Below are 16968 nucleotides of genomic sequence, written 5' to 3' on the forward strand. Positions count from 1 at the left end.
TTTCAAATCACCAGATTTGAAAGTAATTCCCAGCCATTATATGCTTTGCTTGATGCGAATGGCGAGTTATTGGTTCCGACGAGTGGAGCTGTTTACGATATCGACAAATATGAAGCTTTCTTGCGCTCAGGATTAGAAAAATTTAAGTCAAAATAATCAAGTAATTAATATTAAATTAATAAAAAAAATAGCCTGATATTGATATATTTGTAACATATGGGTGAAATCAAAAATATAGCAGTTTTAACATCTGGTGGAGATGCCCCAGGAATGAATGCAGGTATACGTGCAGTAGTTCGTGCAGGTATATATCATGGATTAAATATGTTTGGTGTCAAAAGAGGTTACGATGGTCTTGTAAATGGAGACATTCTACCAATGGATGCTAAATCTGTTGCGAACATTATTCAACGTGGCGGAACAATCTTGAAAACAGCCCGTAGTGACGAATTTCGAACTTATGAAGGCCGCCAAAAAGCGTATGACAACATCAAAAAGCTGGGCATTGATGCTTTAGTTGTAATCGGTGGTGATGGAACTTTCACTGGAGCTTCTAAATTTATTGAAGAATTCGATATTCCAATTCTTGGAATGCCAGGAACTATTGATAATGATTTAGCTGGTACCGATTTTACTATCGGGTATGATACCGCCATTAATACGGTAGTGGATGCTGTAGATAAAATACGAGATACAGCTGAATCCCATGATAGATTATTTGTCATAGAAGTTATGGGACGTGACTCTGGTCTTATTGCGTTACGCTCGGGTATTAGCACTGGTGCAGAAGCTGTCTTAATTCCAGAACTTGAGGTAGACTATAATGCTATCATGAAGCGCTTGGACAGTACACGTAAAAACAAATCATCTCGCATCATTATTGTAGCAGAAGGTGATGATGAAGGCGGATTAGTTGTAGCCGATAAAATAAAAGAGAATTTCCCAAATTATGATGTTCGTGTCTCCATACTAGGTCACATTCAACGTGGAGGAAAACCATCTTGTATGGACCGCGTGCTAGCAAGTCGTTTAGGTGTAGCTGCTGTGGAAGGACTTATTGCTGGAAGACGAGGAGAAATGGCAGGATTGATTTGCGGAGAAATAACTTACACACCTTTCAGCAAAGCAATCAAACACATCGACAAAGTCAATACTAACTTAACACGAATAGTTGAAATACTTTCATTATAAAACAATAACGCCATTAAACTAATTTTAATGGCGTTTTTTAAATTAATTCACTTTACTTACGCTGTCACCAACTCAAATATAGTAATCTCCGGCACTATCCCTACACGTCCTGGGTAACCTAGAAATCCAAAACCAGTATTTACATATAATTGTTGATTTCCTTCTTGGTATAAGCCTGCCCATTCTTTGTATATAAACTTCGCTGGACTCCATTGGAAATGTTCACCACGCACACCAAATTGCATACCATGTGTATGACCTGCAAACATAGCATCAATATTGGTATCTAATACTTGTGCTCTCCAATGCGACGGGTCGTGAGAAAGTAGAAGTTTAGTTGATATTTCTTCGGTGCCTTGCAATGCTTTATTCAAATCTCCCTTTTTAGGAAAACGACCTGTACCCCAGTTCTGAACACCGACAATACTGATTTCCTCATTACCTACTTTGATAGAACGGTTTTCATCCATTAACAAATCCCAGCCCATCACTCGATGAACATCCAACATATCTTGATAATTCTTGCGTTTAGCAGGACTATCTTCTCGCCCATAATAGTAATCACCATAATCGTGATTACCCAAGACTGAATACACACCATAATCCGCTTGAAGCTTAGAAAAGATATTTTGGTAATTCGTCATTTCATTAGCTTGGTTATTCACCAAATCTCCGGTAAAAAAGACCGCATCAGGTTTTTCTCCCAATAACATTTCTACACCACCTAATACCGCTTTTTTATTATAAAATGAACCAGAATGCACATCCGATATTTGTGCTATTTTGAAACCGTGAAAAGCTTTCGGAAGATTCGGCAATACTAGTCTTTGTCTGCGGATTTGATAATCATAAGCGCCAGAAATAATTCCCCAAGACAACGGAAAAATAGGCAATGACGCCACCACAATACCCGACTTCAATAAAAACTCAGACCTTGAAATACCTTTAGTAGGAACTTCGGGCAAAGGCTGCTCTAATTCTTCAATACGCTTCTTAATATTTGGTACAGGCTTACGCCTAAACAACCGAGTCACCCAAATTCCACCACGTCTCAAATCATCTATCACCAAAATAAAAGCATAAATGAATTTACTGATAGCAGTCAAAAAGAAAGCCACCAAAATAATAGAACGATAAGCTAATGGGATATTATATTTGAAGGAAATAAATAAACCTATGAATAAGGCAATAGAATAACCCCACCACAAATAAGTAAACCACTTTTTTTTGGCAAAAGGTATCTTCGTAGACCTAAGCGCGAAAAAAATATAAAAATCTAATAAAAATAAAATTATTGCATTGATTATAAGCATCGGTATCTTGTTTAATTAGACAATACTAATCTCTTTAGAGATTGTATCCATTTGGGGTCATCATTTAAGCTTTCGACCATCACCACTTCATCCCCACCAAGCTCTTTAAATTCTTCAGCATATTCGACTTGAATTTCATCCAACGTTTCGATACAGTCGGCAACAAAAGCTGGGCTAAATACTAACAGTCTTTTAACTCCTTTGTTTGCCAAATCATGCAATGCATCCGAAGTATAAGGCTGAATCCATGGTGTTTTGCCCAATCGCGACTGAAAACATACCGTATATTTATCCTCCGTAATACCAAGCTTATTCGCAATCGCCCTTGACGTAGCGTAGCATTGAGATAAATAGCAGAATGAATTAGTTTCTTTCTTACAGGTATCACAACCCGTATCTGGGCACTTTAGTTCTCCTGTCGGGTCAACTTTACCTAACTGACGTACAGGAAGACCATGATAGCTAAACATAATATGGTCAAATGAATCAATATCATGACGTGTCCCATGTTCGGCGTACGTATCGATCATCAAATCATCTTCGCAATAGCTGCTCACAAAAGATACTTTTGGAATATATTGCCATGTACGCATGATTTCCATCACTTTGTCTATTACAGAACCAGATGTAGCAGATGCATATTGTGGGAACAATGGTATCACCTTAATGCTCTCCAGATACATCCCTTGCATTTTCTTCAATGTAGACTCTATGGAAGGATTCTGGTAGCGCATCGCTAACTCCACGTGGTATTCGTCACCTAATTCTTCTTGCAACATTTTTTGCTGAAGTACTGAATAATACATCAAGGGAGAACCATTAACCTCATCCCAAATCGTCGCATAAGTTTCAGCAGATTGCGCGGCACGCTTAGGAACAATCACTCCTTTCACTAGAAGATTTCTTCCTAGCAAAGGAATGTCCATTACGCGACCATCCATCAAAAACTCTGTTAAATACCTTCTCACTTCTGGAGTAGAAGGCGCATCAGGAGTACCTAATTGTACCAACAAAACACCTTTTTTACGCTGCTTATTCATTGATACAAAAATAACTAAAATTTATAGCTGACTTTCTTCAACTATCGAAAATGATAATAACATGACCAGCAATTAGAGTTGTTCTAACGCTTCTTTGACATCTTTCATCAGCCACATAGGCGTGGATGTCGCGCCACAGATACCGATAGTATCGCCGTCGTTGAAAATCGTAGAATCTAATTCTTCAATGCCTGATATAAAATAAGAATTTGGGTTGGCAGCTTTACACACATCGTATAATACTTTACCATTAGATGATTTTTTGCCAGAAACGAAGACTATTTTATCATATTGACGTGCAAAGTCATTCAAATCATCATAACGATTGGACACTTGACGACAAATAGTATCATTGGCTTTCACCTCGTAACCTCTTTTGATTAATTCTTCTTTTATCGCATAGAACTTGTCTACACTTTTAGTTGTCTGACTGTATAATGTAAACGAACTTGGCAGTTCTACATTATCCAATTCATCGATATCTTGAAAAACAAGGGCTTCATTATTCGTTTGTCCTTGCAAACCAATCACTTCTGCATGCCCATGTTTACCAAAAATCAGAATCTTCTCGTCCTCATCGTACGAAGTCTTGATTCTATTCTGCAGTTTCAAAACAACAGGACAAGACGCATCTATTAAAGTGATATTGTTTTCAAGTGCAAGCTTGTACGTTTCAGGCGCTTCTCCATGTGCACGGATTAACACTTTTTCATTCTGCAAAGTCGGTAACACATCGTGATTGATAATACGTAATCCTTTGGCTTTCAATCGTGCGACCTCTTCATCATTGTGCACAATATCACCCAAACAATACAAATAGCCATCTTGCTCTAATATTTCTTCTGCCATATCAATAGCATAGACTACTCCGAAGCAAAAGCCTGAATCTTTATCAATCGTAACTTGCAGATTTTTTGACATATCACAAAGTTAGCAATAAGATTTGGTACGTGAAATATGTATAAAAATTCATCTACAAAGAATGACTTTAATATTTCTTTATATTTTTTCCTTTTTCTGTACCTTTGCAAAAAATTTGATATAATAAGGTTATGGCAACTAACAGAACTTTCACGATGATTAAACCTGATGCAGTAGCAAATGGTCACATCGGAGCTATTTTAAACGACATTATTGCTGGCGGATTCAAAATCGTAGCAATGAAATATATCCAATTGACTGAAGAGTCTGCTGGAAACTTTTACGCAGTACACAAAGAAAGACCTTTCTACGGTGAATTAGTAAAATTCATGACTTCTGGTCCTATCGTAGCGGCTATCTTAGAAAAAGAAAATGCAGTAGAAGATTTCCGTACATTAATCGGTGCTACTAACCCTGCTGAAGCTGCTGAAGGTACTATCCGTAACAAATATGCTAAATCTATCGATGCAAATGCTGTTCACGGTTCAGATTCTGACGAGAATGCACAAATCGAAGGTAACTTCTTCTTCTCTCAATTCGAAAGATTTTAATCATAAAAAACTGAAAATAACAATAAAGGACAATCGAATTGATTGTCCTTTATTGTTATCTATTATTTTCAATTCATCTTATGATGCACAGAAAGCATCAGATGATTAGTTCCTGCATTTGACCCCACATGTTGACGCATATATCCCAATTGTAATCCTAGATTTTGCTGCAACTTATACCCCAATCCAGAATACGCTCGATTTCTGTCGAAAGCCTTAATGGATTCTTCATCAGAAATATTCAAGAAAATCTCATCATAAAGCGCCAAATAAAGGCCATTCTTATCAAATTGCTTTGCATTCAAAGGAATATCAGCAAATAAACAATACCTGAATCGCCCTCGAAAATCTTGATTTTCAATGAATCGCTCTTCCAATCTAATTCGGTGTCTAAGTTTTGAATTCAAGATACCATGTGAAAACATGCCTTCTTGGTAAATTCGATGTTCAGCAAATGGATTGTTTGGCGTCCCCTCAGCTTCTGTATGGATAAAACCATAACCTAAAGTTGCTTGAAAATAAGGTTTAAATTGATATTGACCGCCAATTCGAATTAATGTTTGATTGTGGTCGCCAATGATTTTATAATCACGAAGCTGCAATTCATGATGTAAACTAAATTTCGAGTCTTTGATTTGCGTATTGCCAAAATATATCAGCCAACCATTCAATGACTGCGCTTGTGAAGAAATACAAATAGATAAAGTAAATAATAGGAATAATGCTCTCATACTTCGAAAATAAGACCTAACTCCTATAATTTAAGTTCATTTGCTGTAACAATTTTGTATAAAAAAAGTGAACTAAATAGTTCACTTTAAATATCCCTTTAGAATGATCTTTTTTCTAAATGCTCGTTTTCTTTGGAAGTCATTAACTCTTTATCTTCCTTCTTTTTGTCATAATAACCGCACAAATGCAATACTCCATGAATAATCACACGGTGCAACTCATCTTTTTCAGTAACATTAAATTTCGCAGCATTCTCACGAATCCTTTCTATCGAAATGAAAATATCACCCGAAATCATATCTTCCTCTTCTGAAGAATCGAAAGTCACAATATCTGTATAAGTATCATGACTCAAATACTGTTTATTGATATCCAACAAATACTCGTCCGAACAGAACACAAAAGTTAATTCGCCAATACGCTTATAACCTTCTGCTTTGATAGTATCCCCTATCCAGTTTCTAACCTTTGCCTTATCCTTTAAGACAAAATCAATATCTTCCGAAAAAAATGAAATATCCTTTAATGCCATTTTATTAAAATCCTTTTGTATCCATATATGTTTGCAAAATTAGTGTTGCGGAAACTGTATCCACCAATCCTTTATTTTGCCTTTTATTCTTTTTCATTCCGGATTGTGCGATAGCCGAGGATGCCATCTTAGAGGTAAAACGTTCATCCACTTCTACTAAATTAATTGCGGGATATTCTTTCTTCAACTTACGCGTAAAACCCAGCACGTGTTGCGCAGACTCCGAATCCGTTCCATCCATTTGCAGAGGCTTACCTACGACAAATGTTTCCACTTGCTCCTGTTGCAAATAATCCTTTAAGAATGTCCATATTTCTTCAGGATGAACGGTAGTAAGGGACGTCGCAATAATCTGTAAGGGGTCAGTGACTGCGATTCCTATACGCTTAGTCCCATAATCAAATGCCATTATTCGCATACGCTCAAAAAATTTTAACAAAGGTACAATTCATTATTGAGGATAAAAATCTATAACTTTGGTAGTATATATTTACAATATGCGACTAATTTTATACATATTACTTTTGCTCGTTCCTTTTGGTATAAAAGCCCAGACATTTGAACAACAAATCGAAGCTTATAGATCAGAAATAAAGAATAAGTTCAGCAAGGATAAATTTGGTCCACTGAAAGAAGAAAACATTGCTTTTTTGTCTTATTACCGTGCGAACAAAGATTTTGTCATAAATGCGGATGTAGAGCCACTGTATGGGGAGAAATCATTTCGGATGCCTACTTATGACGGTACTAGCAATACATATAAGCGATATGCACTCGTACATTTTGAATTATATGGGCAACAACATACGCTTACGTTATATCAAAGTGAGGCTTTATTCCAAAATCCACAATTTAAGAATTATTTATTCTTACCTTATCTGGATAAAACGAATGGTGAAGAGACATATTCTGGTGGAAGGTATTTAGAACTAGACGCATCACATATTAAAAATGGAAAAATTGAATTAGATTTCAACAAATCTTACAATCCTTATTGCGCATACAGTTCGGGATATAGATGTCCACAACCACCCGCTGAAAATACACTAAATATAGCCATTACGGCAGGAGAAAAAAATTATAAAGGTCCCAAAAACGAAAGACAAGTCAATAAAGCTATGGCAAAGAATTTCACTGAAAAAGAAAAAGCCATTATCAACAGTGGTGATATAAACACAAAACTGCATGTATATCAGACTACAAATGACAATGAATTATCAGTTTTAAAAGCAACATCACAAGATATCAAACTTGATGACCCGCTATTACCTATTTTAGAAAAAAGAATGCTATTGACCGTTCAAGACCCTGAACATGCTGGTGTAGGAATTGCCGCTCCGCAGGTTGGCGTTAACAAAAATTTGATTTGGGTTCAACGCTTTGACAAAACGGGCGAGCCATTTGAATTTTTTATTAATCCAAAAATCATTTGGCGTTCAAAACTAACACGTCTTGGAACTGAGGGTTGCCTTTCGATACCCGATAGACGCGAAGAAGTACAACGAAACTATGCGATTCGATTGCAATATTGGGATAAGAACGGAAATATTATCGAAGAAAATATTGAAGGTTTTACTGCTGTTATTTTTCAGCATGAAGTGGACCATCTTTATGGCATACTCTATCCTGATCGTCTTGAGGAACAAACAAAAACCCAGAAAGTTGATTTGAAAGATAAGATCCAATTTTCTATCGAAGCAGGAAATGTGAGACCATAGCAAAGGCAGCTATTAGGCTGCCTTTTAATGTTATCTTTCTATAAGTTTAATCTCGTATAATTTAGGCCATAATTTACCTGTCACAAATAATCGTTTGCCCACAGAATCATATGCAATTCCATTCAATTCATTGTCATTTGCATTTCTTCCTTCAGAATACAACCCTATCAAATTGATTCTACCTTCTACTGCGCCAGTTTTAGGGTCAATAATAACTATAACATCTTTCCCGTAAATATTAGCATAGACTTTTCCATCTATATATTCAAGTTCATTCAATGAATCAACTTTGCCGTTCTCATCATAAACACTTATATATGACTCCTCCTGTCCAGTATCGGCATTAAGAAAATGTAATTTATTAGACCCATCGGATTTGATCAATTGTTTACCGTCATAAGTAACTCCCCACCCCTCTTGACTATTACCATAATTAAACTCGCCTATTTTCTTAAGTGTATTTTTATCTAAGAAAAATCCTTTTCTTTTTTCCCAAGTAAGAAAAACTATCCTATTTCCAACGATTGTCATACCTTCTCCGAAGAAACTTTCCTCAGGTTTCTCAATTTTCAAGATACTACCTGTTTTTAAATCAACCTTGCGTATTGAAGTCACAATTCCCTCTATGTCTGGCTGACCTGTAGTTTCGTACAATATTCCATCTGCAAATTGCAATCCTTGTGTATAAGCTTTCGTATCATGTGGAAATTCATTTACTACTTCAAAAGCGTAGTTTTTTGCATTCGGTGGAAGCACCAATATATTGCTGTAAGCGATATCTTCTTTACCTTGGGCGTATATCTTTGCAGATAAAGAACGATCACCGAAACCGTATTGTTTGGTATCAAAAACTACACTTCCTGTATCTGTTTTAGTAACAAAAGCTTGTCCGTCTATGGAATAAACTACTGAATCCAAGGATGTGTTCGGAAAATTGAGCTTCAATTTCACTTGCTCCCCAAAAGCGACACGTTGTCCCGATTCTGGTTGCACAAACTCAAACTTTCCTTGTTGAGATTTACAGCCTGCGATTGCTAATAAAATCGCTAATGATATACCTGAAAAAAACTTAATACGCATGTTATACTAGTTTAGTTGCTCCAAAAAGCATCTTTTATTAATTCCACTTTTTTTGTTTCTAAATATACTGAAACAATATCAAATCTTATTTCTCCCACGTACTTATTCAACTCGATGTAAGCTTCTGCAGCTTGTATTAGGTTTTGTTGTTTTTTGTTATCCACAAAATCACTCGGCACTCCATACAAGTCAGATTTTCGACTTTTGACCTCCACAAACACGAGGATATTTTCCTCCATGGCCACTATATCCACTTCCCAATATTTGAATCGCCAGTTTACAGCTAAAATATCGAAGCCTGCATTTTTTAAAAAATCAACAGCTAAATTTTCACCGTATTTTCCAGATTTCAAGTGATTAGCCATTGGTATAAATTTATTTTATAAGCTACTTTATAACAATATTCCCCAATAATTGCCCTAGCATCTTTTCTGCTTCCTTAAGCTTCTGATACTTATGCAATTCTATTTCCATATCCTCTGCAGAAAGATTCTTTTTCAATTCCTCTTGTACCTTATGCATTTCTCGAGAAAACTTACGTTTTTTTATCCGATAAATAGCCTGAATAACTAGCTCCTGCAAGTGTTCAATTTCTTGTGTGACATAAATCTTGCGCTTATCGTCATTCCAATTCGGACTGATCTCATATTTAGACGCAATACAATCCACTGCCAAAGCAGAAACATCCTTATCTTCCGAAGAAATAAAAAATTTCGCATCGGGCACCTCGAAATTCTCAGCTTGTTTTCTGAATTCAGCTATAATTTTAGCACAGATAGAGTCTTCAAATTCAATATCATCAAGACTTCCGAGAAGATAGGGTGCGACAGGAACATCCCCATCTCCTTCCCATGTAACCATCTCACGGCCGTAATTTAACAGAATACGTACAATCTCCCGTTCTTGAAGCAATTCTGATGTAATGATTTGTGCTGGACTCGAGGTAATCCCTGCTTCAGCTTTTTCTTGTTCTGTTAAGAAAAAATCCGCAGGTGGCATATCTGCAGGATAATCACTGCTAGGCGCTTGAGGACCAGATTGAGCTCTACTTTGCGAAGCTTTCCTATCTTGTGCTTTCGCTTTATTAAGCCTTATTTTATTAAGCTCTGTGAGCAATATTCGTTCTTCAATATCCAATAGAGAACTACATTGTCTAATGAAAACAGAAACTTTAATTTCATCTGGAATCAATGCAATACTTTCTACGACTTCACGAATAACTTCTGCTCTTTTGATAGGATCATCATTTGCATCCTTTAATAGGATATTGGTTTTATAGAAAATAAAATCTTCCTGATTTTTCTCAATATAATCCTTGAATGCTGTAGAACCAACTTGTTTGGCATAGGAGTCCGGATCGTTTCCATCTGGGAACAAAAGAACCTTAACATTGAGTCCTTCCTCGAGTAACATATCTGTACCGCGCAAAGAGGCTTTAATTCCCGCTGCATCGCCATCGTAAAGAATCACAACATTTCTTGTAAAACGAGATATGAGTTTGATTTGCCCTGAAGTCAGCGATGTTCCGGAAGATGAAACAACATTCTCTACCCCTGTTTGATGCATGGCGATTACATCTGCATAACCCTCTACTAAATAGCAGAGATCAGCATCCATAATTGCCTTTTTGGCGAAATTTAATCCATAAAGTACATCCGACTTATGGTAAATATCTGATTCAGGTGAATTAACATATTTTGGGACAGACTTTTCTGTTTTTAGTGTTCTTCCCCCAAAACCAATAACACGACCTGTGAGATTGTGAATTGGAAAAATAACTCTTCCTCTGAACCGATCATACAACGACTTGTCATCGCGTTCTATTGCTAAACCAATATCAGTTAGATAGCCTTCGTGAAATCCAGCCTTTTTTGCTTCATCAACTAACGCCGTCCATTGATCTGGCGAATATCCTAATTCAAACTTCTTTATAATATCTTCGCGATATCCACGTTCTTTGAAATAAGATAACCCAATTGATTTTCCAAAATCAGTTTCCCAAAGATTCTCTTTAAAAAACTTCCCTGCCCACTGGCTTAGTATATATAGACTCTCTCTTTTGTCTTGAGCTGCTAGTTGAGCTGGAGTACGCTCAATTTCTTCGATTTCGATACCATATTTATTACCCAAGTATCGGATAGCCTCTGGATAAGAAAATTTTTCCAACTCCATCACAAACTTGAGTGAATCCCCTCCAACTCCACACCCAAAGCATTTATAAATACCCTTAGCTACAGATACGTGAAAGGACGGTGTTTTCTCATTATGGAAAGGACAATTTCCTATCAGAGATGTTCCTCTCTTTTTTAAATCTACAAAATCCCCTACTACCTCCTCTATTCGAGCGGCATCTAAAACTTTCTGTATCGTTTCGTTTGCTATCAACTTTCCTTACCTTTCAACTTACATTCGATCTATTTCAAATTTAAAAATAATTAGTCAATCCCCCTATAAATAAAAAAAGGTGGAATAATAATTCCACCTTGCATTGTCCATATTTCAAAATATTATCCAGTTGCTATAGAAGCATCATCTTGACTTATATGATCTAATAATGTCGGGTTTAAAACATTGCAAGTTCTTAATAAATCACGAATAGGATATTTTGCTACCACATCTTGCAATGCTGCCAAATGCTTCTGATGATGCAAGTCGGTACCTACAAAATCATACATTCCTGATTTAAGCATTGTCAATGCAGCTACTTTTACTTCAGTACCATAATATCTACTGATAGAAAGTAAATTCAATTGCAATAAGCATCCAGCATCTTTAATCTGTTTGTACACATCAAAATTATAATGATAATAGTTATAACGCTCTGGATGTGCCAAAATAGGCTTATAACCTAAATTTTGAATATCTAATATTGTTTGAAATAATGCTTTGGATTCTGCCAAATAAGACATCTCAATCAATACATAGCCTCCAGGCATAACACATAGATTATCCTTAGCTATTAATCGATTTATTCCATCATCAATCATATGTTCAGCCGCAGCAAAAATTTTAGTTTTGCCACCTCTCTCATTTAGTGCTGAATTTAATAATTTGTAAGCATCGTTAATAGTCGTTTTATTATTCGGATGAACATCCTCCATGATATGTGGTGTACAGATATAACTTTGAAAGCCTAGACTGTTTAAACCTTTAATCAAATCTAAGGAATCTTCAACGGATGGGCTACCATCATCAATACCTGGAAGTAAATGATTATGCATATCCACTTCTAAGAAGGATAATTTACCCATGGATCTCACCTTATCACCTGAAACTTTCTTAGAACCGAATAAATTAGAAAAAAAACCCATAAATGCAATATAATACGTTAAAATTAGCTTAAAAATACCACCTTTTCAAACTAAATATTTTGTTGAATCACTATAAATAAGTAATTACAATTTCCATGCCATACAAATCTATATCAACGGTCATGTTGCACAAAAATAAGAATTGATTAATTATTTTATTTAATAATAAAACATTTAAAAAACTATCGTAGTTAATTGTCTACATACTTAAGAACCTATCTTTTCGTATATTTGCTCATATCTATAAATCTCTAAACAATTCTTATGGTTATAGCAGTTGACTTTGATGGAACAATAGTAGAACATAAATATCCGCAAATTGGTAAAATAATTCCATTTGCTTTTGACACGCTCAAACAGCTTCAAAACGAAAATCACACTTTAATCTTATGGACAGTAAGAGAGGGTGAACTACTACAAGAGGCTGTTAGATTTTGTGCGGATAATGGCCTTTATTTCTTTGCACACAATGCTAACTTTCCTGAAGAAGATCGGTCAACAGCACCACGTAAGCTTAAAGCAGACCTCTTTATAGATGATAGGAATTTCGGCGGACTTCCTAATTGGCATTTTATATATGAAGTAATTCAAGAAAAAAAAGCACTAAATTTGCAATTCGATTCAGAATTCACAGCACGCAGACAGAAGAAGAAAGGTTGGTTTATTTTTAAATAAAATAAGGTTAATGAAAGAAATAAGTTTTATATGCTTTGCAATTTGCATTCTATTATTTGGTTGTGGAAGAGACGTCAATAATTCTTCCTCTGAAAAACAAGTTGAAATAGACAAGGATTTTATTCCTCCATCTGCGCATATACAAACTATTGATGGAAGACTTTTACATTTTTGGGATGATTTTAATTTTCAAGATGAAAATAAAGCTACATCAGCAGAATATGGCGAACAACATTTAGTAGATTTCATAAGCCTATTTCCGCGAGCAAATTCGTCCACCATCGCGCAATCTACTTCTGAACTTATCCAAAAATCTAGCACAAACCCCACAATTAGACAATACTTTGAAGAGTTATTGCGTAGATATTTATACGATGTAAACTCACCTTTTTATAATGAAGATTATTATATAATTGTATTGCAAATACTTATAAATTCTGATGGAATCCCTTCTGCGAACAAAACAAAGTACCATACGTTATTAAAAATTGCAACCAAAAATCAAGTAGGTACCAAAGCCACTAGTTTTGAATTCCATACAAACGGAAAAACAATGAACTTGTATGACATCAAAAAAGAATATACGATTTTATTCTTTTATGAGCCCACATGCAATTCGTGTCGTGAAACAATTGAGCTTCTAAAGAGCAGCACACAGTTTAATTCCCTTTTGAAGGAAAAAGTCACAATGCTGGCTATGTATCCAGACGGGGACAAAGCTATTTGGGCTGAAAGCTTCCAGATTATTCCTTCTACATGGATTAACGGAATTGATTTAAGTAAAAAAGTCCTTCAAGAAGGACTATATGATCTTAAAGCCTCACCTACTATTTATTTACTTGATCAAGACAAAAAGGTCTTATTAAAAGACACTAGTACTGATCAATTACTCGATTACCTAAAGAATGTATAATAGTACTATCAAATGGCTATTATTAAGCGATATTTAATATCAACCACACCCTTAGTTGGTTAACAAAACACCCCTCAAGATGCATTTATTTAAATAATAGTATAATTAAAAATTATTGTTAAATTAGCTTAACAATTATTATTTGCCACTAGAGACAATATTAATCTATAAAAAACACATATTAAACTTCTACAAAAGTTTATGTATGGTATTAGAACGTAATCTCATCAAATAATAATTTAGATTAAAAAACTATCACTACCTTGAACTTAAATAAGTTGGCACAGTTTTTTCTTTGAGATTACTATTATTTAGTAAAAATTACTATTAAATAGAGTACCTAATAATGGCTATTTAATAAAAACTTAATGGTAATGAAATAAAATACTAATAAATTTGCAATTAACAAACTACTACCTGTTTAAAACAATATTATGAAACAATTTTTACTTTGTTTAACAATGCTTATTTGTTCTATCTTTATGTATGTGCTGATAACGGTATTGGAAGAAACAAACACATCTCATCCAGGAACAATAAAAGAGGAAGGCAATATTGCTGATTACGGCGTATATCAAAACTAAAGGAGCCAGAATTTGGCTCCTTTAGTTTATATTACTTCAATATTTTTATATTATCACTCGCTTCAATATCAGCTAGTCGTTGAGTAGGATCTATCGTAACTTTCGCAATTTCCTTTTCAGTTTGGAAAGTATATGTTGGTTTTGTCCAAAACCAATCTTCTAACACAGTACGTTTTACACCAGTATATATATCATAATTTTCAGCGGGCTTTTCACCACGCATTTCGCGCAGTGGGATATAGAATAATTCCTTTGCCCCATCAGTGTATTCTATCAAAATATCCAAAGGCATTGCTAAATCAGATTTGTTGCGAATGACAACACGCTTATTAGAAACATTTTCTATGGCATAATCAATCTTACGAGTAGTATTAATGAAGAGATTGAAATACCATTTCAAATTAATACCGGAAACTTCTTCCGATACACGTTTGAAATCATTTGGTGTAGGGTGCTTAAATTTCCATTGCTCATAGAATTGCAAAAATGTCTTTTCTAAGTTTTGTTGACCAATAATATACCCCAGTTGCTCTGCAAATACAGCCCCTTTATTATAAGCCTGATTCGAATATCCATAATTTGTATTATAGTAATCCGCCAACAAACTCATAGGTTCTTCTTTGCCTGATAAGGCTAAACGATAATATGCGCGGTAAGGCTCAATGACAGGATTAGAAGCTACAGCGCCTTTTTTCTCAAAAACATGTTGCATACCCAACTCTTCGATGTAGGAAGTAAAACCTTCATCAAACCACTCGTCAACAGTCTCGTTGATACCAAATAGATGTTGATACCAAGAGTGCGCTACTTCATGGAATATCACATTTACTAAGCTTTTCAAATTACGTCCTCCCGTTACTAACGTCATCGTTCCGTATTCCATACCGCCATCACCACCTTGTACGATAGTATACGATGACCATGGATATGCACCAAAGCGGGTCGATGTAAAGTCAAAAAACTCTTTAGCAAAACCTAATGCTTGTGTCCAGTTTTCAATTATTTCCTTATTCTTGGGAATAAAAACAGAGTATAACTTTACACCTCCTGCTGTAACAGTTGAATCAACCACAAACTTAGGATCGGCTCCCCAGGCGAAATCATGAATATTCTCTGCTTTGAAATGCCAAGAAGCTTTATTATTACCATTTGCTTTGACTTTAGCGTTTTTTACATAGCCTTTTACCTCTAAAGGATTTTGCAACATACCTGACGCACCAATTACATAATCTTTGTGCAAATGAATAGTCACATCAAAATCACCAAATGGTGCAATAAACTCGCGACCTACATATTCATCCAAATGCCAACCAAACTCATCAAAATGCGCCAACTTAGGGTACCATTGCGCCATAGAGAATGCTACGTCTTCTTTCGAATTACGTCCGCTGCGACGAATTTGCTCTGGAACTTGTGCCTGCCATTCCAATTCGAAAGTCGTCTTCGAACCATCTGCAATAGCTTGCGGAAGGATAACTTCTAAAATAGTACCATCTACTTTGAATGCTGCTTGAACACCGTTTACTTTGATAGAAGAAATCTTTTGGTAACCAATCTGCTCTGGCTTCAATTCGGAAATACGACTTTGGTACACCGGTTTTTCTTTTGTACCCAAATTTTTCACCATACGTGCATCCGGATCTGCTATTGACACTAGACGATTATCCATCATACTTCCTGGTTGAAATGCATTGAAGTATAAGTGAAAATAAACTTTCGACAAAGATTGTCCTGAATTGTTACCATATACCAATGTCATCTTCCCATCGTAACGAAAGTTTTTCTCATTGACATCAATATCCATTTTGTATTGAACATCTTGTTGCCAATACCCCTTTCGCTGTGCAAAAATGGATGTGGACAACAAAACACATAATAGAAGTGCAAAGTATTTCATAAATCGAAGTAATAGATAAAAAATAAAATTAGGGATTTATGTCCTGCGACGATAAATCCCTTCTACATTGTTACAAATAGCTGTCAAAAATAGTAATTAACCCTCTTTTTTGAGTAAAAAATATTTCTCTTGAAATTTAAATTGAGGTGTCATCCAATACATCAGTACTATCCTAGAATAACGGTAATTGAATGGCGCTAGCAAAATAGCTACAGCCACCGCAACAGAAAGATACAACCATGGAGACTCTAAATTGCCTGTCAATACATATGTAGCTACACATGCGGACACTAATTCTGCCACTACAAAAGCATAACTCACATACATCGCTACATAAAAATAGCCTGGTTCTTTCTCAAATTTCAAACCACAGTGCGGACAGTTCTCGTGCATCTTTTTAGATTTAAAGCTCAACAGTGGTGCCTTAAACATATTCCCCTTACGACATCTCGGACATTTGCCGTCCACCGCACTTTTTAATTCACTAGGTATTGTATATTCTGTAGACAT

17 protein-coding genes are annotated in these 16968 nt (G+C 35.5%); 5 read left to right on the forward strand and 12 right to left on the reverse strand.

The genetic code is table 11. From position 1 onward, the window contains the following. The first annotated feature begins 216 nt into the window (after positions 1 to 216). Positions 217 to 1191, forward strand: a complete 975-nt coding sequence (gene pfkA / locus GOQ17_RS06505) for a 6-phosphofructokinase (RefSeq protein ID WP_159636462.1) — start codon at positions 217 to 219, stop codon at positions 1189 to 1191. Positions 1192 to 1247: 56 nt separating this feature from the next. Here the strand turns inward: pfkA and GOQ17_RS06510 are convergent, their stop codons facing one another. The 3 genes from GOQ17_RS06510 to GOQ17_RS06520 form a co-directional block, all read right to left on the reverse strand. Beyond that, a complete protein-coding gene (locus GOQ17_RS06510; RefSeq protein WP_159636464.1) occupies positions 1248 to 2504 on the reverse strand; it encodes a metallophosphoesterase in 1257 nt (418 codons plus the stop codon). 11 nt (positions 2505 to 2515) lie between these two features. Beyond that, positions 2516 to 3544: a ferrochelatase gene (gene hemH, locus GOQ17_RS06515; RefSeq protein ID WP_159636466.1), complete on the reverse strand. Its 1029-nt coding sequence runs from the start codon at positions 3542 to 3544 to the stop codon at positions 2516 to 2518. Between the two features lie 72 nt (positions 3545 to 3616). Then, entirely contained in the window at positions 3617 to 4465 is an 849-nt protein-coding gene (locus GOQ17_RS06520) for a 4-hydroxy-3-methylbut-2-enyl diphosphate reductase (RefSeq protein ID WP_159636468.1), read from the reverse strand. A 131-nt stretch (positions 4466 to 4596) separates the two neighbouring features. Between GOQ17_RS06520 and GOQ17_RS06525 the strand changes: the two genes are divergently transcribed. After that, positions 4597 to 5016: a nucleoside-diphosphate kinase gene (locus GOQ17_RS06525; protein ID WP_159636470.1), complete on the forward strand. Its 420-nt coding sequence runs from the start codon at positions 4597 to 4599 to the stop codon at positions 5014 to 5016. 68 nt (positions 5017 to 5084) lie between these two features. On the opposite strand, the gene GOQ17_RS06530 is transcribed toward GOQ17_RS06525, so the two are convergent. The 3 genes from GOQ17_RS06530 to ruvX all read right to left on the reverse strand — a co-directional run bounded on the left by GOQ17_RS06530 (position 5085) and on the right by ruvX (position 6698). Continuing rightward, complete coding sequence (locus GOQ17_RS06530) at positions 5085 to 5747, reverse strand: DUF2490 domain-containing protein (RefSeq protein WP_159636472.1); 663 nt, start codon at positions 5745 to 5747, stop codon at positions 5085 to 5087. A 98-nt stretch (positions 5748 to 5845) separates the two neighbouring features. Next, entirely contained in the window at positions 5846 to 6280 is a 435-nt protein-coding gene (gene ybeY, locus GOQ17_RS06535) for an rRNA maturation RNase YbeY (RefSeq protein ID WP_159636474.1), read from the reverse strand. Positions 6281 to 6284: 4 nt separating this feature from the next. Beyond that, on the reverse strand, positions 6285 to 6698 hold the full coding sequence (gene ruvX / locus GOQ17_RS06540) for a Holliday junction resolvase RuvX (protein ID WP_159636624.1): 414 nt from the start codon (positions 6696 to 6698) through the stop codon (positions 6285 to 6287). Between the two features lie 79 nt (positions 6699 to 6777). Between ruvX and def the strand changes: the two genes are divergently transcribed. Beyond that, a complete protein-coding gene (gene def, locus GOQ17_RS06545) occupies positions 6778 to 7998 on the forward strand; it encodes a peptide deformylase (protein ID WP_159636476.1) in 1221 nt (406 codons plus the stop codon). Positions 7999 to 8028: 30 nt separating this feature from the next. Here def and GOQ17_RS06550 read toward each other — a convergent pair whose 3' ends face one another. The 4 genes from GOQ17_RS06550 to GOQ17_RS06565 all read right to left on the reverse strand — a co-directional run bounded on the left by GOQ17_RS06550 (position 8029) and on the right by GOQ17_RS06565 (position 12389). Next, positions 8029 to 9078 carry a glutaminyl-peptide cyclotransferase gene (locus GOQ17_RS06550; protein ID WP_159636478.1) on the reverse strand — a complete coding sequence of 350 codons (1050 nt, stop codon included), beginning with the start codon at positions 9076 to 9078 and terminating at the stop codon, positions 8029 to 8031. Between the two features lie 11 nt (positions 9079 to 9089). Continuing rightward, on the reverse strand, positions 9090 to 9443 hold the full coding sequence (locus tag GOQ17_RS06555; RefSeq protein ID WP_159636480.1) for a YraN family protein: 354 nt from the start codon (positions 9441 to 9443) through the stop codon (positions 9090 to 9092). 22 nt (positions 9444 to 9465) lie between these two features. Further along, on the reverse strand, positions 9466 to 11463 hold the full coding sequence (dnaG, locus tag GOQ17_RS06560; protein ID WP_159636481.1) for a DNA primase: 1998 nt from the start codon (positions 11461 to 11463) through the stop codon (positions 9466 to 9468). Positions 11464 to 11585: 122 nt separating this feature from the next. After that, complete coding sequence (locus GOQ17_RS06565; protein WP_236537082.1) at positions 11586 to 12389, reverse strand: tyrosine-protein phosphatase; 804 nt, start codon at positions 12387 to 12389, stop codon at positions 11586 to 11588. 264 nt (positions 12390 to 12653) lie between these two features. Between GOQ17_RS06565 and GOQ17_RS06570 the strand changes: the two genes are divergently transcribed. Both GOQ17_RS06570 and GOQ17_RS06575 read left to right on the forward strand, forming a co-directional pair. Next, positions 12654 to 13064: a BT0820 family HAD-type phosphatase gene (locus GOQ17_RS06570; protein WP_159636483.1), complete on the forward strand. Its 411-nt coding sequence runs from the start codon at positions 12654 to 12656 to the stop codon at positions 13062 to 13064. Between the two features lie 10 nt (positions 13065 to 13074). Next, entirely contained in the window at positions 13075 to 13977 is a 903-nt protein-coding gene (locus GOQ17_RS06575) for a DUF5106 domain-containing protein (RefSeq protein WP_159636484.1), read from the forward strand. A gap of 615 nt (positions 13978 to 14592) precedes the next feature. Here GOQ17_RS06575 and GOQ17_RS06580 read toward each other — a convergent pair. Continuing rightward, positions 14593 to 16458 (reverse strand): M1 family metallopeptidase, encoded by a 1866-nt coding sequence (locus tag GOQ17_RS06580; protein WP_159636485.1) that lies wholly within the window; start codon positions 16456 to 16458, stop codon positions 14593 to 14595. 96 nt (positions 16459 to 16554) lie between these two features. Further along, positions 16555 to 16968, reverse strand: coding sequence for a DUF983 domain-containing protein (locus GOQ17_RS06585; protein WP_159636487.1), 414 nt, complete (start codon positions 16966 to 16968; stop codon positions 16555 to 16557).

The organism is Sphingobacterium composti (assembly GCF_009829075.1).
Lineage (GTDB): Bacteria > Bacteroidota > Bacteroidia > Sphingobacteriales > Sphingobacteriaceae > Sphingobacterium > Sphingobacterium composti.